24 protein-coding genes are annotated in these 20,405 nt (G+C 75.1%); 19 read left to right on the forward strand and 5 right to left on the reverse strand.

The window, feature by feature from the left end:
• The first annotated feature begins 2 nt into the window (after positions 1-2).
• From gvpJ (ACQP2P_RS28180) to ACQP2P_RS28215, 8 genes are read left to right on the forward strand one after another with little or no spacing between them, the layout of a single operon-like run.
• A complete protein-coding gene (gene gvpJ, locus ACQP2P_RS28180) occupies positions 3-410 on the forward strand; it encodes a gas vesicle protein GvpJ (protein WP_433605741.1) in 408 nt (135 codons plus the stop codon).
• Position 411: 1 nt separating this feature from the next.
• Positions 412-1,170 carry a GvpL/GvpF family gas vesicle protein gene (locus ACQP2P_RS28185; RefSeq protein WP_433605743.1) on the forward strand — a complete coding sequence of 253 codons (759 nt, stop codon included), beginning with the start codon at positions 412-414 and terminating at the stop codon, positions 1,168-1,170.
• Positions 1,171-1,192: 22 nt separating this feature from the next.
• Positions 1,193-1,441, forward strand: a complete 249-nt coding sequence (locus tag ACQP2P_RS28190) for a gas vesicle protein GvpG (RefSeq protein ID WP_433605745.1) — start codon at positions 1,193-1,195, stop codon at positions 1,439-1,441.
• Positions 1,442-1,444: 3 nt separating this feature from the next.
• The gene (gene gvpO, locus ACQP2P_RS28195) at positions 1,445-1,777 is read left to right on the forward strand and encodes a gas vesicle protein GvpO (protein WP_433605747.1); all 333 of its coding nucleotides are present in this window, start codon (positions 1,445-1,447) and stop codon (positions 1,775-1,777) included.
• A 1-nt stretch (position 1,778) separates the two neighbouring features.
• The gene (gene gvpJ / locus ACQP2P_RS28200) at positions 1,779-2,117 is read left to right on the forward strand and encodes a gas vesicle protein GvpJ (RefSeq protein ID WP_433605749.1); all 339 of its coding nucleotides are present in this window, start codon (positions 1,779-1,781) and stop codon (positions 2,115-2,117) included.
• Positions 2,110-2,880: a GvpL/GvpF family gas vesicle protein gene (locus ACQP2P_RS28205; RefSeq protein ID WP_433605751.1), complete on the forward strand. Its 771-nt coding sequence runs from the start codon at positions 2,110-2,112 to the stop codon at positions 2,878-2,880. The genes gvpJ (ACQP2P_RS28200) and ACQP2P_RS28205 overlap by 8 nt, the downstream gene beginning before the upstream one ends.
• Positions 2,881-2,909: 29 nt before the next feature.
• Positions 2,910-3,122, forward strand: coding sequence for a gas vesicle protein (locus ACQP2P_RS28210; RefSeq protein WP_433605753.1), 213 nt, complete (start codon positions 2,910-2,912; stop codon positions 3,120-3,122).
• Complete coding sequence (locus tag ACQP2P_RS28215; RefSeq protein ID WP_433605755.1) at positions 3,119-3,481, forward strand: gas vesicle protein K; 363 nt, start codon at positions 3,119-3,121, stop codon at positions 3,479-3,481. Before ACQP2P_RS28210 ends, ACQP2P_RS28215 begins: the two co-directional genes overlap by 4 nt.
• A 29-nt stretch (positions 3,482-3,510) precedes the next feature.
• Here ACQP2P_RS28215 and ACQP2P_RS28220 read toward each other — a convergent pair whose 3' ends face one another.
• On the reverse strand, positions 3,511-6,291 hold the full coding sequence (locus ACQP2P_RS28220; RefSeq protein WP_433605757.1) for a helix-turn-helix transcriptional regulator: 2,781 nt from the start codon (positions 6,289-6,291) through the stop codon (positions 3,511-3,513).
• A gap of 92 nt (positions 6,292-6,383) precedes the next feature.
• On the opposite strand from ACQP2P_RS28220, the gene ACQP2P_RS28225 reads away from it, so the two are divergent.
• Positions 6,384-6,980, forward strand: a complete 597-nt coding sequence (locus ACQP2P_RS28225) for a dihydrofolate reductase family protein (RefSeq protein ID WP_433605759.1) — start codon at positions 6,384-6,386, stop codon at positions 6,978-6,980.
• Between the two features lie 194 nt (positions 6,981-7,174).
• Here the strand turns inward: ACQP2P_RS28225 and ACQP2P_RS28230 are convergent, their stop codons facing one another.
• Positions 7,175-7,606: a VOC family protein gene (locus ACQP2P_RS28230; protein ID WP_433605761.1), complete on the reverse strand. Its 432-nt coding sequence runs from the start codon at positions 7,604-7,606 to the stop codon at positions 7,175-7,177.
• 32 nt (positions 7,607-7,638) lie between these two features.
• On the opposite strand from ACQP2P_RS28230, the gene ACQP2P_RS28235 reads away from it, so the two are divergent.
• Positions 7,639-7,860, forward strand: coding sequence for a hypothetical protein (locus tag ACQP2P_RS28235; protein ID WP_433605763.1), 222 nt, complete (start codon positions 7,639-7,641; stop codon positions 7,858-7,860).
• A 73-nt stretch (positions 7,861-7,933) separates the two neighbouring features.
• Here ACQP2P_RS28235 and ACQP2P_RS28240 read toward each other — a convergent pair whose 3' ends face one another.
• Positions 7,934-8,581, reverse strand: a complete 648-nt coding sequence (locus tag ACQP2P_RS28240; RefSeq protein ID WP_433605765.1) for a TetR family transcriptional regulator — start codon at positions 8,579-8,581, stop codon at positions 7,934-7,936.
• A gap of 180 nt (positions 8,582-8,761) precedes the next feature.
• On the opposite strand from ACQP2P_RS28240, the gene ACQP2P_RS28245 reads away from it, so the two are divergent.
• The gene (locus tag ACQP2P_RS28245; RefSeq protein ID WP_433605767.1) at positions 8,762-9,580 is read left to right on the forward strand and encodes a polysaccharide deacetylase family protein; all 819 of its coding nucleotides are present in this window, start codon (positions 8,762-8,764) and stop codon (positions 9,578-9,580) included.
• A gap of 76 nt (positions 9,581-9,656) precedes the next feature.
• Positions 9,657-10,865 carry a M20 metallopeptidase family protein gene (locus ACQP2P_RS28250; RefSeq protein WP_433605769.1) on the forward strand — a complete coding sequence of 403 codons (1,209 nt, stop codon included), beginning with the start codon at positions 9,657-9,659 and terminating at the stop codon, positions 10,863-10,865.
• 14 nt (positions 10,866-10,879) lie between these two features.
• On the opposite strand, the gene ACQP2P_RS28255 is transcribed toward ACQP2P_RS28250, so the two are convergent.
• Positions 10,880-11,506, reverse strand: a complete 627-nt coding sequence (locus tag ACQP2P_RS28255; protein ID WP_433605771.1) for a TetR/AcrR family transcriptional regulator — start codon at positions 11,504-11,506, stop codon at positions 10,880-10,882.
• 97 nt (positions 11,507-11,603) lie between these two features.
• Between ACQP2P_RS28255 and ACQP2P_RS28260 the strand changes: the two genes are divergently transcribed.
• The 7 genes from ACQP2P_RS28260 (at position 11,604) to ACQP2P_RS28290 (ending at position 19,485) form a co-directional block, all read left to right on the forward strand.
• Positions 11,604-13,061, forward strand: coding sequence for an MFS transporter (locus ACQP2P_RS28260; RefSeq protein WP_433605773.1), 1,458 nt, complete (start codon positions 11,604-11,606; stop codon positions 13,059-13,061).
• An 85-nt stretch (positions 13,062-13,146) separates the two neighbouring features.
• Positions 13,147-13,482 carry a hypothetical protein gene (locus ACQP2P_RS28265; RefSeq protein WP_433605775.1) on the forward strand — a complete coding sequence of 112 codons (336 nt, stop codon included), beginning with the start codon at positions 13,147-13,149 and terminating at the stop codon, positions 13,480-13,482.
• Positions 13,483-13,668: 186 nt separating this feature from the next.
• Complete coding sequence (locus ACQP2P_RS28270) at positions 13,669-14,862, forward strand: cytochrome P450 (RefSeq protein WP_433605777.1); 1,194 nt, start codon at positions 13,669-13,671, stop codon at positions 14,860-14,862.
• Positions 14,856-15,827 carry a methyltransferase gene (locus ACQP2P_RS28275; protein ID WP_433605779.1) on the forward strand — a complete coding sequence of 324 codons (972 nt, stop codon included), beginning with the start codon at positions 14,856-14,858 and terminating at the stop codon, positions 15,825-15,827. Before ACQP2P_RS28270 ends, ACQP2P_RS28275 begins: the two co-directional genes overlap by 7 nt.
• Before the next feature lie 16 nt (positions 15,828-15,843).
• On the forward strand, positions 15,844-16,842 hold the full coding sequence (locus tag ACQP2P_RS28280) for a polyprenyl synthetase family protein (RefSeq protein ID WP_433605781.1): 999 nt from the start codon (positions 15,844-15,846) through the stop codon (positions 16,840-16,842).
• Positions 16,839-17,804, forward strand: coding sequence for a UbiA family prenyltransferase (locus tag ACQP2P_RS28285; RefSeq protein ID WP_433605783.1), 966 nt, complete (start codon positions 16,839-16,841; stop codon positions 17,802-17,804). Before ACQP2P_RS28280 ends, ACQP2P_RS28285 begins: the two co-directional genes overlap by 4 nt.
• Positions 17,797-19,485, forward strand: coding sequence for a prenyltransferase (locus ACQP2P_RS28290; RefSeq protein WP_433605785.1), 1,689 nt, complete (start codon positions 17,797-17,799; stop codon positions 19,483-19,485). The genes ACQP2P_RS28285 and ACQP2P_RS28290 overlap by 8 nt, the downstream gene beginning before the upstream one ends.
• 2 nt (positions 19,486-19,487) lie before the next feature.
• On the opposite strand, the gene ACQP2P_RS28295 is transcribed toward ACQP2P_RS28290, so the two are convergent.
• Positions 19,488-20,396 (reverse strand): TauD/TfdA dioxygenase family protein, encoded by a 909-nt coding sequence (locus tag ACQP2P_RS28295; RefSeq protein ID WP_433605787.1) that lies wholly within the window; start codon positions 20,394-20,396, stop codon positions 19,488-19,490.
• Positions 20,397-20,405: the final 9 nt, after the last annotated feature.

Consider the following 20,405-nt stretch of genomic DNA (forward strand, 5'->3'; position numbering starts at 1 on the left):
CGATGAGCACGTCCTTGCAGCCACGTGGTGGCGGCGGCATCGAACGGCCGACCTCGACGTCGCTGGCCGAGGTGATCGACACGATCCTCGACAAGGGGCTCGTCATCGACGCGTACGTGCGGGTCTCGCTCGTCGGCATCGAGCTGCTGACCATCGACGCCCGCATCGTGGTGGCCAGCGTCGACACCTATCTGCGCTTCGCCGAGGCGGTCAACCGGCTGGACATCTCGCAGGACAAGGCCGGGCTGCCGGAGCTCGTGGGCGACATGGCCCAGGGCGGCGCCAAGCACAAGGTGAAGGGTGCCTCGCAGGGCGTGCTCGAGGCGGCCGGCGAGAAGGTGCGCGACATCCTCGAACCCGACGAGGAGCCCGAGCGGGCGCCCCGCCGGCGGCGACGGGAGGGAGACTGACATGGCGGCCGTCACCGGCGTCTACGTCTACGGCATCGTCCCGGCCGACGTCGAAGCGGACCCCGCGGCCCGCGGCGTCGGCGGGAGCTCGACCCCCGTCACGGTGGTGCGCCACGGCCGGATCGGGGCCCTGGTGAGCGAGCTGAACCTCGACCGCGCGCTCGGCACGCCCGACGACCTGCTCGGTCACGAGGCGCTGCTGGACGCGACCGCCGCCGTCGTGCCGGTGCTGCCGGTGCGCTTCGGCGCAGTGGTGACGGACCGGGAGGCGGTCGTCGACGAGCTGCTCGCGGCCCACCACGACGAGTTCGACTCGGCGCTGCGGCAGCTGGACGGCAAGGCGCAGTACGTGGTCTCCGCCCAGTACGTGCAGGACACGGTGCTGCAGGACGTGCTCGCGGAGAACCCGCGGATCCAGCAGTTGCAGGCGGCGGTCCGCGGCCGGCCGGACGAGGCGGTCCACGGCGAGCGGATCGCCCTCGGCCAGGCCGTCAACGAGGCCATCGAGGCGCGCCGGCAGACGGACGGCCGGGCGCTGGTCGAGGCCGTCGCGCCGCTGGCCGCCGGCGTCGTCACCCGCGAGGCGACCGGTGAGTACGAGGCCGCCACGGTGGCCGTGCTCACCGGCGTGGACCGGGAACGCGACCTGGTCCGGACGGTCGAGAAGCTGGCCGCGGACCGGGAAGGGAAGATCACCATCCGGCTGCTGGGTCCGATCGCGCCGTACGACTTCGTCGCGGACCTGCGCCCGGGAGAGTGACGGAGATTGGCGGAGATCGACCATGGGCCTCATCACCGCGATCCTGACCGCCCCGCTCGCGCCGGTGCGGGTGGCGGTCTGGGCCGCCGAACTGATCCGTGATCAGGTCAACCACGAGTTGTTCGACCCGGGGGTGATCCGGCGCCAGATCCAGCAGATCGACGAGGCCCGCGCCGCCGGGCGGATCGACCCCGCGGAGGCCGACCGGCGCCAGCAGGAGCTGATCAGCCGCCTGCTGGGGCCGGTCGGCAACCCCGAGGAGGAGGGCTGAGCCGTGCGTGGTTCCCGTGACGACAAGGCCGACAAGGACGACGACCGGTACACCTACGACGACGAAGGCGAGGCGCTGGCGCCGGGCACGATCGCCGCGACCGCCATGCGCGACGTCGCCGAGCTGACCGGCAAGGCGCCCTCGGGCGTCACCGCCCTGGAGCCCGACGACGGCGGCTGGCTGGTCGAGATCGAGGTCATCGAGGACCGCCGCATCCCGTCGTCCAGCGACATGCTGGCGACCTACCGGGCCCAGGTCACCGCGGACGGTGAGCTGACCGGGCTGCGGCGCATCCGGCGGTTCTCGCGCGGCAAGGGCGACTCGGAGGAGGGCTGAGATGCGCCAGAATCCGCGCTCGGAGTCCGTGCTCGCCTCCGGCGCCTCCCGCCCGCCGGCCGCCGCCGGGCCTCAGCCGGCGAACCTCGGGGACATCCTGGAGCGCGTCCTCGACCGCGGCATCGTCATCGTCGGCGACATCCGGGTCAGCCTGCTCGACATCGAGTTGCTGACGATCAAGCTGCGGCTGGTGGTCGCATCGGTCGACACGGCCCGGCAGATGGGCATCGACTGGTGGGAGCACGACCCGTGGCTCAGCTCGCAGTCCCGCAAACCGCTCGCGCCCGGCGCCGCGACCGCAGAGCTCGAGGAGGGCGGCAGGGAGGCCGAGGATGCGTGACGGAGTCTGGCTGCACGCCGTGGCGCGTGACCTCGAGCCCGGCGCCGTCGACGGCCTCGTCGGGGTCGCCGGCGGCGCCGTGCGCACGGTCGGGGCCGGGGCCCTCACCGCCGCGGTCTGCCCCGTCGACCTCGCCGAGTTCGGCGAGGAGGCGCTGCGCCGCAACCTCGAGGACCTCGCCTGGCTGGACCGGGCGGCCCGGGCCCACCACGCCGTGGTGGCCGCGCTCGCGCGCGAGCACGCCGTCGTTCCGGCCCGCCTCGCCACCGTGTACCACGACGACGCCGGCGTCCTGGAGATGCTCCGGCAGCGCCACGACGAGCTCGAGGCCGTCCTGGACCGGGTCGGCGGCCGGGCCGAGTGGGGCGTGAAGATGTACGCCGAACCACCCACATCGCAGGCCGGCGAACCCACCGGACCGTCCGCCGGCCGCCCGGGCACCGCCTACCTGGAGCGCCGCCGGGCCCGGCTGGCCGCCGACGACGTGTGGCGGCAGCGCGCCGCCGAGGGGGCCGAGGCGACGCACCTGGCCCTCGCCGCCGACGCCGCGGCGGCGCGGCGGCACCCGCCCCAGGACCACCGGCTGACCGGCCGCGCCGAGACGATGGTGCTCAACGGCGCCTACCTGGTCGACCGGGGCCGCGCCGGCCCGTTCGCCGACCTCGTCGCCGCCCAGGCCGCCCGCCACGCCGAGCTGTCCTTGGAACTCACCGGGCCCTGGCCGCCGTACTCGTTCACCGGCACGGAACCGGCACCGCCATGACCTCGGACTCCGTCATGCGCTCCCAGCCGGTGTCGCTCGTCGACCTGCTCGACCGGGTCCTCGGCGCCGGCGTCGTCATCACCGGCGAGGTGACCCTGTCGATCGCCGGCGTCGATCTGGTCTACGTCTCGCTGCGCGCCCTCGTCGCATCGGCCGCCACCGTCGCGCCGCGACAGAGCGACACCGTCACGCCGCGGCAGAGCGAAGCCGCGCTCGACGCCGTCGCGCCACGACAGCCATGACCGCCTTCGGTGAACACGAAGGCGCAGGCGAAGGCACCCCAGCCCCGGCCCCTCGGCAGCGGATCGAGATCGACCGCGAAGGCGTCGAGCGCGGCTTCGCGAGCCTGGTGCTCACCGTCGTGGAGCTGCTGCGGCAGCTGATGGAGCGCCAGGCGCTGCGCCGCATCGACGTCGGGGACCTCACCGATGACCAGGTCGAGGAGATCGGGGCCACGCTCATGGCCCTCGAGGAGCGCATGACCGAGCTGCGCGAGCACTTCGGGCTCTCCGCCGCGGACCTCAACATCGATCTCGGGCCGCTCGGGCCGCTGCTGCCCGACCCGCCCGGCGACGCCGGCGGTCAGCCCCCGCGGCCGTGAGCCGCGGCTGAGACCGTCACCGCAGAGCGTCACCGAAGCCCGTGTTCGAGGGCCCGGGCGGCGGCCTCGGTACGGGTCGCGACGCCGAGCTTCGCCAGGATCCGCGCGACATGCGTGTTCACCGTGTGCACGCTCACGAACAGCTCCGCGGCGATCTCGGCGTTGGAGCGGCCGCGGGCCAGCACGCGCAGCACGTCCAGCTCGCGGCCGGTCAGGCCGAAGCCGCCCGGCGCCGGCTCGGCCGCGGCGCCGTCGAGCCGGCCGCAGTGCGCCAGGTCGTCGATGCGGGCCAGCAGCGGCGCGGCGCCGAGGTCGGCGGCGATCGCGCGCGCCTCGGCCAGCCGGGAACGGGCCCCGGGCCGGTTGTTCGACGCCAGCGCGCGGGCGGTGGCGTCGGTCAGCACCAGCGCGGTCTCGTAGCGCTGGCCCAGCCCCCGCCACGCCGCGGCCGCCCGGTCCCAGGCCGGCAGCTCGTCGGCCGTCATCGCCGCGACGGTGAGGCGATGGGCGTCCAGCCCGCGCGCGGACAGCGCGGTGAGCTCGGCGAGGCGGGCCGCGACCGCGTCGGCGACCCGGCGGTTGCGCGGGGCCGCGGCGCGCCGGGCCCGCTGCAGCCGCGCGCCGGCCACGGCGAGGCGCACGGCCTGGGGCGGCATCCACGACTCCCGGGCCGCCGGGAGGTGCTCGGCCAGGATATCGTCGGCCGCCTCGTACTCGCCCCGGCCCGCCGCCCACTCGAGGCGCTGGACGGCGATGCCGGCCTTCAGCTCCTCGGCCCCGGCCGCGTGCGTGGCGAACTCGACGAGCTGGCGCAGCAGCACCTCGAGGCGATCGGTCCGGCCGCGGGCGGCGGCGATGCGGGCGGCGACCAGGCGCAGTGCCGAGGCGTACAGCGGCGGCGGCCCCTCCGCGAGCGCGTCCTCGACGATCGCCCCGGCCTCGTCCCAGCGGCCCAGCGCCTCCAGGTTCTCCGCCTGCGCCATGGCGAGCATGGTGCCGCGGGAGCGGGCGTGGCCGAGGCGTTCGGCCGCCGCCCGGCCCTCCTGCGCCAGGTCGGCCGCGTCGGCGTACCGGCCGTCGGCGCCGAGCCTGAGCGCCTCCCACTGGAACGTCGTGAGGTAGGTGTGCTCGTCGCCGGCCTGCCGGGCGAGGCGGCGGGCGGCGGCGAAGTCGGCTCGGTCGCCGCGCAGCGTGGCCAGCACGAGCAGGGCCGGGGCCCGCAACGCGTCCTCGTCGAGCTCGTCGGCGATGCGCAGGGCCTCGGTGGCCGCCGCCCGGCTCTCGCCCGACCGGTTGCCGCCGATGCCCACGAACGCGAGGGCCGACAGCAGCTCCGCGCGCAGGCCCGGCGAGGCGCCCGGCGGCAGGAGCGCCACCGCGGCCGCGAGGTCGTCGGCGCCGGTGCCGTCGACGCGCTGCCGCAGCCGCCCGCGCAGCCCGAGCAGCCGCGCCGAGCGCTCCGGCTCGGCGGCCCGGTCGAGCTCGTCGAGGGCGTCCGTGGCCAGGGCGATGCCGCGGGCGGAGCGGCCCGCCGCGAACGCCGCCCGCGCGGCCTGCTCGAGGACGTCGCCGCGCTCGAGGCCGATCTCGGTGGCGGCCGGGCCGGCGGGGTCCCACTGCCGCAGCATCAGGCCGAGCAGGTGCAGCCGTTCGTCGTGGGCATGCTGGCGCTCGGCCCGGGCGGCGGCGCGCCACGCGGCCGGCAGGGCGGCGCCGGGCTCCCCGGCGGCGGTCCAGTGCTCGGCGAGCGCGGCCCCGTCGGGCTCGTGATCCGCCAGCGCGACCGCGAACCGGCGATGCAACCGCCGCCGCTCCCCCGGCAGGAGCGCGTCGTGGACCACCTCGCGAAGAACGTCGTGCCGGATTTCGTACCGCTCGTCGCGCGCCGAAACCAGGCGCCGCTCGGCGAGATCGTGCAGGGCGCGGCCGAGCTGGACGGGCGGGAGGGCGGTGACGGATTCGAGCACCGATTCGACGGTACCGCCGCCGGAAACGGCCAACGCGGACAGCACCTCGCCGAGGGGCTCCGGCAGGTCCGCGACGCGGGCGAGCAGCAGTTCGCGCAGGGAGGCCGGGGCCTCGCCCGCCTCGCTGAGCGCCTCCACGAACAGCGGGTTGCCGCCGCTGCGCCCGTGGATGCGCCGGACGCGCTCGGGCTCGGGCGGGCGGCCGTCGATGGCCGCGAGCAGCTCGGCGACCTGCGGCGCGGCGAGCGGCTCGAGCGGCATCCGCACGACGTCGGGCCGGCGCCCGAGCTCGGCGAGCAGGCGCCGGTCCGGGGTGCCACCGGCGCGCGACGTGCCGACCAGCAGGACGGAGCCGGCGGCGTTGCGGGCGAGGTACGCGAACAGCTCCCGCGTGGACGCGTCGGCCCAGTGCAGGTCCTCGACCACGAGCACGAGCGGCCGCGCCTCGGCTACGCGACCGGCGAGCGCGAGAACCTCCTCCAGCAGCCGGGTCCGGGCGTAGCCGGCCGGCGCCGGGCCGAGGCCGGGCAGCCAGTCGCCGAGGGCGGACCCGTCGGCGGGCAGCAGCGCCCGGACGGCGTCGAGGCCGAGATGGCGCACGAGGTCACGGACGACGGCGACGAACGGCACGTAGGGTGCGCCCTCGGCGCCGAGCTCCAGGCAGGCCCCGGCGAGCACCAGCGGGTCGCCGGGCAGGTCCCGCACCGCGTCGCCGACCAGGCGGGACTTGCCGATGCCGGCCTCGCCGGTGACGAGCACGGTGGCCGGCGCCCGCTCGTACGCCGAACGCAGCACGGCGGTCTCGGCCGCGCGCCCGACCAGCACCGGACTGACGACCGCCATGCCCCGCCTCCCCACCGTCCCGGGAAATCCGGGTCCGATGTCATCAGGTCTGGCGACGACCCGATGCCGCCTCGCGGGAGAACCTATCGAACATGACACAGCACCGGCGCGTCGTCGCCAACATCTCCCTCTCCCTCGACGGTCGCGTGACCGGCCGCGGCGGGGACTTCGACATGGCCTGGATCGTCCCGCACGCGGTGAGCCCGGGCGCCCGCGGCCACATGGTCCGCGTGACCGGCGCGGCCACCACCGCGCTGCTCGGCCGCAAGAACTACCAGGGCTTCGCCGGCTTCTGGCCCGCCGTCGCCGACGACGAGCACGCGCACGCCGACGACCGCACGTTCTCCCGCTGGCTCAACGAGGTCGAGAAGGTCGTCTTCTCCACGACGCTGACCGAGGTCGAGTGGGACAACGCCCGCCTCGCCGGCACCGACCCGGTCACCGCCGTGCGGCAGCTGCGCGACCAGCCCGGCGGCGACATCATCGTGCTCGCCAGCAGCAGCGTCATCCGGCGGCTGCTCGACGCCGACGAGGTCGACCGGCTCAGCGTGACGCTCTGCCCGGAGCTGGTCGGCGGCGGTGCCCGCCTGTTCGACGACGCACCGGCGGGCTCCTGGCGGCTCGCGGACAGCACCGCGACCGAGAGCGGCGCGCTGTGCCTGCTCTACGACCGCGCCCGGAACCAGTGATCGTCTGCAACATCATGTCGCTGGACGGCCTGGCCTGAGCACGGGCTCGCCGGGGCCGCCGCAGGTCACGCCTACGCGTCGCGGGGCAGCAACGACGTGTTGGAGACGGCGCGCTGGACGACGCCCGGCCAGGTCGACCTGGCCCGGCGCGGCAGCCGGACGTTGACGAGGCGACCGCCGACGGGTGCGGGCGCTCAGTCGAGGCAGAACTCGTTGCCCTCGACGTCCCGCATCACGATGCACGACTCGTTGTCGTCGTCGGCATACAGGGTTTCCTGGTGTACCGCCCCGAGCGCGACCAGCCGCGCGCACTCGGCCTCGAGGGTGGCGAGCCGCTCGGCGCCCACGAGTCCGGTGCCGGCCCGCACGTCCAGGTGCACCCGGTTCTTGACGACCTTGCCCTCGGGGACGCGCTGGAAGTACAGCCGCGGCCCCACACCGGCGGGGTCGACGCAGGCGAACCCCGCGCCCTGACGCTCCGCCGGCCGCGAGCGGTTGAACTCGTCCCAGGAAGCGAACCCTCTCGGCGGCGGTGCCTCATAGCCCAGCACCGCACACCAGAACCGGCCCACGCGCTCGGGATCCGCACAGTCGAAGGTCACCTGGAACGCTTTGCCCGACGTCATCGGCCAACCTTATCGGCCGCCCGGGTCACGCGATGGCGACGGCCGCGGCCGCGGGCAGCACCGTCCGCAGCGAGGCGCCCGCGATCATCGTCCACCTGCGCCGGGCGACGCCGATCGCCGCGTCGCCGGCCCGGGACGCGGCGGCCGCGAGGACGATGACGCAGCCGCCGGCGATCGCGAGCCTCGTGGCCACCGCCCGGCGCGTGAGCACGGCGGGGGTCGCGGCCGCCTCCGGCGGCGTCAGCGGCCCGTAGACCCGTCGCGTCGGCCTGACCGGCGTGGCGCGCGGTCTCCTCGATCATGTGCGCCGGGGCCCACCGCTGCGCGTCAGGCGGCGGGGGCCTCCAGGCCCTGCAGCACCATCGCGGCGAACTGCCGGGCGACCTCGTCCACGCTGAGCGGGCCGCTGACGTTCAGCCATTGGTACGCCCACGCGCACATGCCCACGAGCCCGAACGTCGCGATCTTCGGGTCGACATCCGCCCGGAACGCGCCCCGCTGCACGCCGTCGGCCACCATCCCGGCGAACGCGGCCTCGACCAGATCACGCTTGCGGGTCACCTCGGCGAAGAGCTCGCCGGTGAGGTACCGCCGCTCCTGGTAGAAAATCGTGACGTGGCCGCGGTATTCGGCCACGCTGGTCAGGCTGAAGCGGATCAGCTCGGACACGCGGGTCTTCGGGTCGTCGCCGCCGGACTCGATCTTCTTGATCGCGGTCAGCTGCGCCTCCAGGTATTCCTCCTGGATCGTGCGCAGCAGGTCGTCCTTGCTCTCGAAGTGGTGGTAGAACGCACCCTTCGTCAGCTGCGCCCGGTCGGCGATCTCCTGCACCGAGGTGCGGTCGAAGCCCTGGCGCTCGAAGAGCTGCAGCGCGCTGTCGATGAGCGACCGGCGCGTGTTCTCCGGGTCGTAGCCGCCCGGCCAGCGCTGCCGGCGACGGGTGGACTCCGGCCGCGGAGACGTCGTACGGGCCATCTGCGGCCTCCCCTCTTCCTGCCGACACAGCGTACCGTCCGGTCGGAAGGATATCTCTCGGGCCGCGCCACGCAACCCCCGAACCTGGCCGAAGTCCACGATAGACGATCGCTTGATCGACGTCAGTCAACCAGCCGGACGCGCTGCAACCCAGTCGCGGCCCTCGGCCGTCTGGTAGGTGTGCGCCTTGCGACTTCCGGCCTGCTGATCGCCGCGGTACTGCTCCTGCTGGGCACCACCGCCCGCGACAGCAACCGCGTGAACCCGGCCGCGAGTCCCTCGGCCCCCGCCGCTGCCGCGAGCCCGGTGGCCGCCGCGCCCCCGTCCCCCACGCCCTCGGCGAGCCCGTCGGCCCCGCCGGTCTTCCACGACGGCGACGGGCCGGTCGGCTCGTTCCTCACCACCCGCAGCCAGTCCGTCGCGCTGACCTTCGACGACGGGCCGGACCCGATCAACACCCCGAAGCTGCTGGCTCTGCTGCGGGAGCGGCACATCCACGCCACGTTCTGCATGGTCGGCTTCCGGGTCCGCGACCGGCCCGACCTCGTCCGGGCCATCTACGCCGACGGGCACACGCTGTGCAACCACTCGTGGCAGCACCTGCTCAACCTCGCCCAGCGCGACGACGCGTACATCGACTGGGACCTCAAGCACACCAACGACATGATCCACGCGGCGGTCGGTGCCGACGCGCCGATCCGGTACTTCCGCGCGCCCGGCGGCAACTTCACGCCCGCGCTCGTGGCCAAGGCGCGCTCGCTCGGCATGGACTCGATCTACTGGGACGTGGACCCGCGCGACTGGGAGCACACGCACGACAGCAACGCCTCGGCGCACATCTCGCGCGTGGTGAACGAGGTGCAGCGACACACGCGGCCGGGCTCGATCGTGCTGTCGCACGACAACGGGCAGCCGAACACGATCACGGCGTACCAGTACCTGCTGCCCTGGCTCCAGGAGCGCTTCACGCTGGAGGGCCTGCCCGCCGCGGGACTGTAGGGGTGGGGCTGACCCTCCTCGATGGACGGGGGCCACCGGTACTGTGCGGCGCCGCGAAACTCGACAGGCTGAACGCATGCCAATCAGCCGTCGCACCCTCCTGCGGGCCACCACCGCATCGGCGTTCGTCCCTATGCTCGGCGTCGTGGACGAGCCGGACGACCTCATCGAGCTGCGCCGCGATCTGCACCGCCACCCCGAGACCGCCGGGGAGGAGCGCTACACCGCGGCCGTGGTCGCGCGCCGCCTGCGCAAGGCGGGCCTCGCCGTCACCACCGGCGTCGGCGGCCACGGCGTCGTCGGCGTGCTGCGCGGGGCCGGACGGGGCCGGACCGTCGCCTATCGCGCGGACATGGATGCGGTACCGCCCCAGGACCAGATCGCCGGCGGACCCGACCCCGCGCACCTGTGCGGGCACGACATCCACACCACGATCGGCGTGGGCGTCGCGGAGGCCCTGGCGCGCGGGCGCCGACGGCTCGCGGGCACCGTCGTCTTCGTGTTCCAGCCCGGCGAGGAGGCGCTCACGGGCGCGGCCGCGATGCTCGCCGACCACGTCCTCGAGCACACCCGCCCGCAGGAGATCCACGCCCTGCACTGCGGCCCGTTCCCGCTCGGCGACTTCGTGGTCATGCCCGGCACCGGCATGCCGGGCCAGGACCACGCGACCGTGACCGTCGAGGGGGCCGGCGCCGCCGAGCGCGCGGCCTCGCTGGCCGCGGCGATCAACGCGCTCGGCACCGTGCGCCCGCCGGCGAACCCGGCCGAGCTGCAGCGGCTCATCGCCGAGCTGCTGACGCCGGACGGGCCGCTGGCCGAGTTCGTGTTCATGAACGCGTCGGCGAACGGGGCACAGGTTCGGGTGTCGTACCGCTGCTGGCCCGAGGCGCGCTGGACGGCGATCCGCCAGGACATCGACCGCCTGGCCGCCGCGGCCGGCCCGGCGGCGGTCAGCTACCCGGTCGACCCGTTCCCGGCGATGATCGTGCCCGAGGCCGACGCCCGGGCGGTGGAGCGGTACCTGCGCCGCAGCGTGGGCGACGGCCACGTCGAGGTCATGCACGCCGCGGTCCCGTTCAACGGCGAGGACTTCGGCCTGTTCCTGCGGCGGATTCCGGGCACGTACTCGTTCCTCGGCGTGCACCGCCCGGGCGCGCCGATCGAGACGGCGTACCCGCACTTCGGGGCGTTCGACCCGGACGAGCGCGCCATCGCCCACGGCGTCCGCGCGATGTCGGGCTGGCTGGCCCACCGGACCGCCAGCGCCCACCGCCGGCACGACTGACGATCGGCTCCGGCTCAGCCCTTGGCGCTGCCGGGGGTTGCGCCGTAGACGAGGCGCAGGATCGCGTCGGTGAGCGTGTCGAGCAGTTCGTCCTCGTCGTAGGCGCCCGGGTCGGCGTAGGCGTCGGCGAACGTCATGCAGCGCAGACGCATGACCATCTTGGCGAGCAGGTCGGGCGGGCCGACGACCGTCCGGCCCGCTCGCGCGTCGCGCTCGATGCGCTTGCTGAACTGCGTGCAGCCCTCGTCCAGCAGCCGGTCGCGGACGTGCCGCACCTCGGGGCCGGGGTCGGGCGTGACGAAGGCCTCGCGCAGCCAGCGCCCGTCGACCTTCCAGCGGGCCAGCCCCGCGGCGAGACCCCGGCGCAGCGCGCCCCGGTCGAGCCCGTCGGAGGCGAGCCACTCGGCCATCTCCAGGTCGGCCTCGGCGAGCCGCTGGTCGACGAGCGCGGCGAGCAGCGCCTGCTTGGACTCGAAGTAGAAGTAGAAGCCGGACCGCGCGATGCCGGCCGCCCCCGCCAGGTCGTCGATCGTGACCTGACTGATCGACTTCTCCCGGAACACGTCCCGGGCGGCGTCGACCAGGGCCTGCTCCCGCTGGTCGCCCTTGGTGGGAGCGCGGCGGCTCTTGATGGCTGGCACGGCGTCGACTGTACCGTCCGACGAGTGTAATCGACACCGCAGCTTTTATTTTCGACACCGTGTTGAAAATCCTGGGCGACGCGTCTACGTTCAGGCAGTGACCTTCAGAACGCGCCTCGCACTGCCCGTCGCCTGCTACGTGGTGCTGCTCGTCTCGGCGCTGCAGACCCTGGTCGTCCCGGTCGTCGCCGACATCCGCGCCGACCTCGGCGTCTCGACCAGCGCGGCCAGCTGGGTGGTGACCGCCAACCTGCTCGCCGCCGCGGTGTTCACCCCGATGCTCGGCCGGCTCGGCGACCTGCACGGCCGCCGCCCGGTGATGCTCGGCGTGCTGAGCGTGGTGCTGCTCGGCTCGGTGCTCGCCGCCACCACCTCCAGCCTTGCGCTGCTGCTCGTCGGCCGGGTCGCCCAGGCGGCCACCTTCGGGCTCTTCCCCCTGGCCATCGGCGTGCTCCGCGAGGAGCTGCCACCACAGCGGCTGACCGGCGCGATGGCCCTGGTCAGCGGCATGCTCTCGATCGGCGCCGGGTTCGGCCTCGTGGTCACCGGGCTGCTGATGCGCCACGGCGGCAACTACCACGAGCTGTTCTGGCTCTCCACGGCGCTGACTGCGCTCGGCCTGGCCGGCGTCTGGCGGCTGCCCCGCCGTCCGGGCGCGGCGGCCGGCCGCCTCGACTGGGCCGGCGCCGTCCTGCTCGGCCTCGGCCTGGTGCTGCTGCTCCTGCCGCTGGAGGAGGGCAACGGCTGGGGCTGGGGATCGGCCCGGGTGCTCGGCTCGCTGGCCGCCGCGGTCGTCGTGCTGGCCGTCTTCGTGCTGTTCGAGCGGCGGGTCAGGCACCCGTTGGTCAGCCCGCGGATGCTCAGCCACCGCCCGATCGTGGTGGCCAACGCGGCCGGCCTGTTCCTCGGCTTCGCGATGTTCGCCGTCTTCCTGGCCGTCTCCGCGCTGGTGCAGACGCCGCACGCGGTCGCCGGCTACGGCTTCGGCGCCTCGGTGCTCGCCGCCAGCCTGGTCTACCTGCTGCCGGGCACGGCCGGCGGCGTGATCACCGCGCCGCTCGGCGGCCGGCTGGTCGCCCGGTTCGGCGCGAAGCCGACGCTGCTGATCGCGGCGGTCCTGGCCGGCGCCGGCTTCGCGATGCTCGCGGTGCTGCACTCGGCGACCTGGGAGGTCATCGTCGGGGCCCTGGTGGTCAACACGGCGGTCACGTTCGGCTACGCGGCCCTGCCCGCGCTCCTCATCGCCCACGTCGAGCCGGCCGAGACCGGGATCGCCAACAGCGTGAACTCGATCGCCCGCTCGGTCGGCATGTCTCTGGGCACCGCGTTCGTGGTCACCATGATGACCCGCAACCCGATCCCGGGCCCGGTGCCGCTGCCCCGCGAGGCCCAGTTCGTGACCGTCTTCGTGATCGGCGCGGTCCTGGCCGCGATCGCCGCCGTCGTGGTCGGCTGGGGCCTGCCGCGGGCCCGGCCGGTCCCGCTCACCGTGGCCGAGGTGGAGGCCGACGACGTGCTCGGCGCCGCCGGGCTGGAGGTCCCGGTCCGGCGCTGAGCGCGTCGCCGGCGCCGCTCAGCCGATGGTCAGGCTGTCGACGTTCGCCCCGTTGGCGCCGGGAGGCGGCATCTACCCTGACGCCATGCGTACGAGCCGTCATTGCGTGAAGTGCCAGTGCCCGCGCCTGTGGCAGGTCAACCACTTCATGCTGCCCGACAACGACAGCAGCAACGTCGTCCTGCCGCTGCCGGGCATCTCCCGGCTGCACTCCGGAGCGGCGGCCGGGGCGGAGCTGCGCCGGCGGCTCGAGGCCGGGCGCTTCGAGGTGTGGATCTGCACCGCGTGCGGATACACGGAGTGGTACGCCTTCGAGGTCAACGAGGCGCTCGCGCGGATCTCACAGCATCCCCAGTCGGGCGTGTTCTACCACGACGCCGGCGCGCAGGCATCGCCCGCACCCGGCGCCGGAAAACCGTGAATCATCGCCATTCGCCGCTCTGGACATTCCCTGCCGAATACCCGATAGCGCTGTGAGATCTTTACGAACCTCGATCTCTCCATCTACGCTCTGGTGCATCTCAGGCGGCGCCGAAGACGCATTTTGCGTTGACGTCAGTCGATGCGTTGACGGCGGCCATCTCGAATAGGCCTGTGCGAGGACGCCATGAGCGACAGTGCGACAGCGCACCCCGGGGTGCGGGAGTATCCCTTCGAGGTCTTTCGCGGCGATCTGCCCGGCGAGCTGCTGCGCATGGTCGAGCACGAAAAGGTGAGCCGGGTCCGGCTCCCCGACGGCCGGCTGGTCTGGCTGGTGCTCGGCTACGACGAGGTGAGCACCGTGATGACCGACATCCGGTTCCGCCGCCGCGGCGGGGCCTACGACACCGGCTCCGCGGCCGAGGCCGGTTGCCCGGTGCGCGATCTGAGCATGGACGGCCCGGCCCACACCGAGCTGCGGCGCCTGGCCGGGCGCGCCTTCACCGCGCGGCGGATCGACGCGTACCGTCCGCGCATCCAGGCGATCACCGACGAGCTGCTGGACGCGATGGAGCGGCGGGGCAGCCCCGGCGACCTCGTGGCCGATCTCGTGGTACCGCTGCCCGCGATCGTCATCTGCGAGCTGCTCGGGGTGCCGGCCGCCGACCGCGAGCGGTTCGCCGAGTGGGACCGGGCGCTCATGGCCGTGAACACGCACGCCGCGACCGAGACCGCCGACCCCACCATCGCGATGCGCGCCTACCTGCGGCAGCGGCTCGCCGAGAAGCGGGCGGCGCCCGGGCCGGACCTGCTCTCGGCGTGGGCCGAGGCGCAGGCCGAGGACCCCTCACTGACCGACGAGGAGATCATCGGGCTGGCCGTCACGGTGCTCGTCGGCGGCCGGGAGATCGGCTCGATCAGCGCGGGCCTGCGGGCGCTGTTCCAGCATCCGCAGGTGTTGCAGCGGCTGCGCGACGAGCCCGCCCGGCTGCCGGCGGCCGTCGACGAGCTGCTGCGGTACACCTCCCTCAGTCCGACGTTCCTCGAACAGACGGTCATGGCGCCCGTCGAGCTCGGCGGCATCGCGCTGCGCCCGGGTGACGTGGTGATGCCGTTGCCGTGGGCGGCGAACCGCGACCCCGGGAAGTTCCCGCGCCCGGGCGAGCTGGACATCGACCGGTCCCCCAATCCGCACATCACGTTCGGGGTGGGCCCGCACTTCTGCCTGGGCGCCGCGCTGGGGCGGGTCGAGATCGAGACGGCGATCGGCTCGCTGCTGCGGCGCTTCCCGAAGCTGCGGCCGGGGGTGCCGATCGACGAGCTGCCGTGGCGGCACGAGCGGATCAACTGCGGGCTGTCCGCGTTCCCGATCGCATGGTGAGCGCCGACGGCCCGGCCGAGCGGCTGCGGGACCTGGCGGACCTGGGCGGCCCGTACGCCGTCCGCGTCGCGGCCACCCTGCGGCTGCCGGACCTGATCGCGACCGGCCTGCGCTCGCCCGCCGAGCTCGCGGCGGCCACGGACACCGACGCCGATGCGCTCGGGCAGCTGCTGCGCTACCTCACCGGCCGTGGCGTCCTTGCCCAGCCGGAGCCGGAGCGCTTCGAGCTCACCGAGCTGGGGCGGCTGCTGTGCGGCAGCGGCCGGCGGGAGTGGCTGGACCTCGACGGGCTCGGCTTCCGCATGGACCTGGCCTACGCCGGGCTGCTGCACGCGGTGCGCACCGGCGAACCCGGGTACGCCGCCGTGCACGGGCGCACGCTGTGGGAGGACACCGACGCGAACCCGGCCCACCGCCGCGTCTTCGACGAGCTGATGCGGGCCGAGCAGCGGCGCACCGCGCCCGAGGTCGCCCGCCTCTACGACTGGTCCGGGGTCGGCGAGGTCATGGACGTCGGCGGGGGCAACGGCGGGCTGCTCGCCGAGGTGCTGGCGAAGCACGGGCATCTGCAGGGTGTACTGCTGGATCGCCCCGTCTCCGCGCCGGCGGCCGCGGCGACCTTCGCCGAGCTGGGCGTCGGCGACCGGGCGAGGTTCACGGCCGCGAGCTTCTTCGAGCCCCTGCCGTGCGCCGCGGACGTCGCGGTGGTCTCCCGGGTGCTGTCCGACTGGCCCGACGAGCCCGCTCGCGCCATCCTCGGCCACTGCGCCGCGGCCGCCGGCCGGGTGCTCGTCGTGGAAGTCCTGCGCGCCGGTCCGCACTACGACCTGAACATGCTCGTCACCGTCGGCGGCCGGGCCCGCAGCGTCGCCGACTTCGACCGGCTCGCCCGCGGCGCCGGTCTCACGCTCGCCCGGACGCTGCACGGCGACGGCGGGCTGGTGCTGCTCGAGTGCGTCCGATGAGGCGGAGGTGCGCTGCATGACGATGCTCGCTCACGCGAACTCCGGCCGTCCGGAACAGCCCGCGTTCGAGCGGCGGCTCCGCGACGAGCTGCACCGGCGCTGGCCCGCCGGCGCCGACGAGCTGGACGCGCTGGCGCGCTACGCGCTGCTGCCGCCGGGCAAGCTGCTGCGCCCGCTGCTGGCCCTGGCCTGCGCCGAGGCGGTGGGCGGTGTCCCCGACGACGTGGTGCCGGCGGCGCTCGCCCTGGAGTACCTGCACGTCGCGACGCTGGTGCACGACGACATCATCGACGCCGACGACGTGCGGCGGTCACGCCCGGCGGTGCACGCGGCGCACGGGATGCCCGACGCCATCGTCGCGGGCGACCACCTGATCTTCGCCGCGTTCTCGGCCATCGGCGAATGCCGCCCGGCGAGTGCCGCGACGGCCGCCGCCACGGCACTCGCCGCCGCCGGGTCGAGCCTGTGCCGCGGCCAGGTGCTCGAGGCCCGGCTGGCCGGGAACCCCGCGGCCGGCGTCGAGGCATACCTGACCGTGGCCGCGCTGAAGACCGGCGCGCTGTTGCGGGCCGCGTGCCGGATCGGGGCGCTGCTCGGCGGCGCGGACGCCGAGCGGGCCGACCGGCTCGGGGAATACGGCGAACTGCTCGGCATCGCCTTCCAGATCCGCGACGACGTGCTCGCGTGCACGCTCGGGCCCGAGGCCACGGGCAAGCCCTCGACCAGCGACCTGGCCAACGGCCGGCCGACCCTGCCGGTGCTGCTCGCCTACGAGGCCGCCGACCCGGCCACCCGCCGGCGGCTCGCGGCCGCCCTGGCCCGCCGCTCGGCCGGCCCGGGCGAGCTCGACGAGTTCCGCGCCATGCTCGTCGCCACCGGCGGGGTGGATCGGGCCCGGGCGCGGGCCGCCGGCTACGGGGAGCGGGCGCTCGCCCGGCTGGACACGCTCGAGCCGTCGCCGAGCCGCGACCTGCTGGCGTCGGCGGCCGCCTGGGCGGCGGGAGCCGGGCGATGAGGCGCCTGCGCACCGCGGTGCTCGCGCACGTGCAGACCTGGCGGCCGTACACCGTGTGGTACGTCGGCCTGCTCGGGCTGGCGGGCGCCGGGCTGGCCGGGGAGCGCCGGGCGCTGTGGCTGGTCGTCGCGTGGGCCATCCCCACGCTGGGCTGGCTCGGCGGGCACTACCTCAGCGACTGGTTCGACCGCGACCTCGACGCCGTCAGCAAGCCGCACCGGCCGATCCCGTCCGGCCGCCTCGCCGCGCGGACGGCGCTCGTGTGGGGCAGCACGGCGATGCTCGCCGTCGCGGTGCTGGCCGTCGTCGGCGGCTGGCCGACCGCGGTCGTGGCCGCGTGCGCGGTCGCCGCCGTCGTCGCCTACGGCCTGCACCTCAAGGCGTCCGGGCTGGGCGGCAACCTCGTCCGCGGCCTGCTCGGGGCGCTCACCCTGCTCTTCGGCGCCGCCGTCGTGCCGATGTTCGACCGGCGGGTGCTCGTGTTCGCGGTCGCGTTCTGGCTGCACGACTGCGCGTCGAACCTGGTCGGCACCCTGCGCGACGTGGCCGGGGACGCGGCCGGCGGATACCGGACCCTCCCCGTGCGGCGCGGGACCCCGGCCGCGGTGTGGACCGCGGTCGCCTGCTACACCGCGGCCATGGTCGCGGCCGCCGCCGGCGCGGGGCCGGGGCACCTGGTGCCGCTGGCCGCCGTCGCGGCCGTCGGCGCGGTCGCGCTGGCCCCGCTGGTCCCCCGGCGCCGGGCACTGCCGGTGCGGGTCGCCCTGCGCGCCCACGAGGTGCTGGTGCTGGAGCGGCTGGGACTGGCCGCCACCGTCGTCGCGCTCGGGCTCGGCGCGACGACGGCCGTGGCGCTGCTCGTGCCGATGGCCGCGCTGACGTGGTGGACGCAGCGGCGCATGCGGACCTGGTACGAGCTGGGCCCGGCCGACCGGCCCGCGGAAAGGACGGCCGATGTCTGACCCGCGTCTGCGACGCGTCCGCCGGGCCATCGCCGCCGGCGCCGAGGACCTGTTCCGCCGGCAGCGCGACGACGGGGCGTTCGGCGACGACCCGCCCGCCTCGATCCTGGGCACCGCGGGCGCGATCACCGCCCTGCGGGCCGCGGACCCGTCCGGCTCGGCCGAGCTGGTCGCGGCCGGTGCGGCCTGGCTGCGCGGCGTGCAGCACGACGACGGCGGCTGGGGCGGCGTCGTCGGCGCCGGCAGCGAGGCGGTCGCGACCTGCGTCGCGGCGGCCGCCCTGCACATCGTCGCGCCGGACACCAGCGCCGCCGCGGTCGAGGCCGGGCAGGCCGCGCTGGCCGCGCTCGGCGGGGTCGGGGCGGTGACCGACCCGGCGGTCGCGCACCTCTGCGGGCAGTTCCAGGTGCTCGCCGGGTTCGCCCCGGCGGGGAGCCTGCGCCGCCTCCCGCTGGAGTTGGTGCTGGCCGACCCGGTGCGCCGGCGACGCATCTCGTTCCGGACCGCGCCGTTCGTCGGGCTGGCCCTGATGCAGGCCGCCGTCGACCCGCCCGGTCCGGTGCGCCGCCTGACCAACCGGGCGGCCGTGCCCGCCGCGCTGCGCCTGCTCGCCGCGGTGCACGACCACGAGCACCGCAGCGGCGCGTTCAGCGCCGACCCGTGGCCGGCCGCGCTGGTGTGCCTCGGCCTCGCGCACGCCGGGCTGGCCCCGGACATCGTCGCCGCGATCGCCGGGTTCCTGCGCCGGTCGGTGCGGGCCGACGGCTCCTGGGACGCCGTGGCCAACCTGGACCTGACCCGCTCGGCGTTCGCGTCGACCGGGCTGATCGCCGCGGGCTACGGCGCCGACCCGCGGCTGGCCCGCACCCGCGAGCTCTTCCACCGCACCCGGCAGCGCGACGCCTTCACCGTGCTGGACTGCCCGGCCGGCGGGTGGAGCTTCTCCGACGCGCACGGCTGGCCGGTCACACTGGAGTCCGCCGAGATCCTGACCGCGCTGGCCGGCCTCCCCGGCCGCGACGAGGACGCGGTGCTGCGCGACGGGCTGGCATGGCTGGCCGGCCGCCAGGACACCCGCGGCTCGTGGAGCCTCTGGGTGCGCGACACCCGGCTCGCCAACGACGGCCCCTGCCCGGCCATCACCGCCCAGGGCGTCGTCGCGCTGCTCGAGTCCGGCCGGCCGGCCGGTGACCCCGCGGTGCGGGCGGCCGTGGACTGGCTGGAGAGCCGGCAGGCGTCCGACGGCACGTTCGAGAATCTGTGGTACCGCGACCACACCTCCGGCACGGCGATGGTGCTCGGCGCGCTCGCGGCGGCCGGGCGCGGCGACGGTCCCGTGGCGCTGGCCGCCGCCGGGTGGCTGCTGTCCAGCCAGTGCGCGGACGGCTCCTGGGGCGCGGGCGACGGCGCGGCGGGCACCGTGGAGGAGACCGCGTGGGCGCTGCCGGCCCTGCTCGCGGCCGGTGTCGACCCCGGCTCCGACCCGATCCGGCGAGGCACCGACTGGCTGCTGGACGCCCAGCGCCCGGACGGCGGCTGGCCCGCGAGCCGGGTCTGCGCCTACATCCGCCACCACATGTACTACCCGAACGGCGCGATCACCCGCGGTCTCGCGCTGCGGGCCCTCGCCGCGGTGGCCGGGGGCCCAGGGGGCCCAGCGGGCCCATGGGGTCCGGCATGAGCTCAGTACTGCTCGCGCGCGTTGACCCGCGACGGCCAGTACCGCTGGCCGGGGGCCGGCCGGTAGACGGGCCAGCGGGCCGGGCCGCCCTTCGGCTCGTCCGCGAAGACCGTGACCCGCTGGCCGACCCGGCGCTCGTCGTAGTCGTTGAGCGCGTAGTGCTGGGTGACGCGGTTGTCCCAGACCGCGATGTCGCCGGGCCGCCACCGGTGCCGGCACGTCAGCTCCGGGCGTTCGGCGAAGGCGAAGAGGAACTCGAGCAGCGCGTCGCTCTCCCCCCGGCTCAGCTGCGGGATGTGCGAGGTGAACAGGCGGTTGACGTACAAGGCCTTGCGCCCGGTCTCCGGATGCACGCGCACGACCGGGTGCTCGGCCCGCCGGGTGGTCTCGTTGCCGGGCTGGCTGTGGATCGCGGTCAGCCCGTCGAGCAGGTCGCGGATCGGCGCGGACAGCCGCTCGTAGGCCAGGTACTGGTTGCTCCACATGGTGTCGCCGCCCCGGCCCGGCACCCGGACGAGCCGCAGCACGGAGGCCAGCGGCGGGTGCTGGTTGTAGGTGATGTCGGTGTGCCAGACGTCGACCTTGCCGCCGCGCTCGGAGTCGATGACGACGATCTCCGGGTGCCCGTCGAGCCGCTGCAGGTGGGAGTGCGGCTCGACGCGGCCGAGGCGCTCGCCGAACGCGATGTGCGCCTGCGGGGAGATGTGCTCCTGGTCGCGGATGAAGACGACGAGGTGGTCGAGCAGCGCCCGCTTGATCTCGCCGAACTCCTCGTCGGTGAGCCGCTGCAGGTCGGCGCCGCCGATCGTGGCGCCGAGGGCGCCCGCGCCGGGTTCGATGACGATGTTCATGGCGCGGGTCCCGTCCTCATCCGGGGCCGTCGGCGACTGGACCGGCGGCCCGGCGAACATTTTGACCAC

The organism is Dactylosporangium sp. CA-139114 (assembly GCF_050955725.1).
Lineage (GTDB): Bacteria > Actinomycetota > Actinomycetes > Mycobacteriales > Micromonosporaceae > Dactylosporangium.

Coding starts and splice junctions, on each gene's coding strand:
- gvpJ (WP_433605741.1), top strand. CDS start 3: ATGAGCACGTCCTTGCAGCCACGTGGTGGCGGCGGCATCGAACGGCCG.
- ACQP2P_RS28185 (WP_433605743.1), top strand. CDS start 412: ATGGCGGCCGTCACCGGCGTCTACGTCTACGGCATCGTCCCGGCCGAC.
- ACQP2P_RS28190 (WP_433605745.1), top strand. CDS start 1,193: ATGGGCCTCATCACCGCGATCCTGACCGCCCCGCTCGCGCCGGTGCGG.
- gvpJ (WP_433605749.1), top strand. CDS start 1,779: ATGCGCCAGAATCCGCGCTCGGAGTCCGTGCTCGCCTCCGGCGCCTCC.
- ACQP2P_RS28205 (WP_433605751.1), top strand. CDS start 2,110: ATGCGTGACGGAGTCTGGCTGCACGCCGTGGCGCGTGACCTCGAGCCC.
- ACQP2P_RS28215 (WP_433605755.1), top strand. CDS start 3,119: ATGACCGCCTTCGGTGAACACGAAGGCGCAGGCGAAGGCACCCCAGCC.
- ACQP2P_RS28220 (WP_433605757.1), bottom strand. CDS start 6,291: ATGGCGGTCGTCAGTCCGGTGCTGGTCGGGCGCGCGGCCGAGACCGCC.
- ACQP2P_RS28225 (WP_433605759.1), top strand. CDS start 6,384: ATGACACAGCACCGGCGCGTCGTCGCCAACATCTCCCTCTCCCTCGAC.
- ACQP2P_RS28230 (WP_433605761.1), bottom strand. CDS start 7,606: ATGACGTCGGGCAAAGCGTTCCAGGTGACCTTCGACTGTGCGGATCCC.
- ACQP2P_RS28235 (WP_433605763.1), top strand. CDS start 7,639: ATGGCGACGGCCGCGGCCGCGGGCAGCACCGTCCGCAGCGAGGCGCCC.
- ACQP2P_RS28240 (WP_433605765.1), bottom strand. CDS start 8,581: ATGGCCCGTACGACGTCTCCGCGGCCGGAGTCCACCCGTCGCCGGCAG.
- ACQP2P_RS28250 (WP_433605769.1), top strand. CDS start 9,657: ATGCCAATCAGCCGTCGCACCCTCCTGCGGGCCACCACCGCATCGGCG.
- ACQP2P_RS28265 (WP_433605775.1), top strand. CDS start 13,147: ATGCGTACGAGCCGTCATTGCGTGAAGTGCCAGTGCCCGCGCCTGTGG.
- ACQP2P_RS28270 (WP_433605777.1), top strand. CDS start 13,669: ATGAGCGACAGTGCGACAGCGCACCCCGGGGTGCGGGAGTATCCCTTC.
- ACQP2P_RS28275 (WP_433605779.1), top strand. CDS start 14,856: ATGGTGAGCGCCGACGGCCCGGCCGAGCGGCTGCGGGACCTGGCGGAC.
- ACQP2P_RS28280 (WP_433605781.1), top strand. CDS start 15,844: ATGACGATGCTCGCTCACGCGAACTCCGGCCGTCCGGAACAGCCCGCG.
- ACQP2P_RS28285 (WP_433605783.1), top strand. CDS start 16,839: ATGAGGCGCCTGCGCACCGCGGTGCTCGCGCACGTGCAGACCTGGCGG.
- ACQP2P_RS28290 (WP_433605785.1), top strand. CDS start 17,797: ATGTCTGACCCGCGTCTGCGACGCGTCCGCCGGGCCATCGCCGCCGGC.
- ACQP2P_RS28295 (WP_433605787.1), bottom strand. CDS start 20,396: ATGTTCGCCGGGCCGCCGGTCCAGTCGCCGACGGCCCCGGATGAGGAC.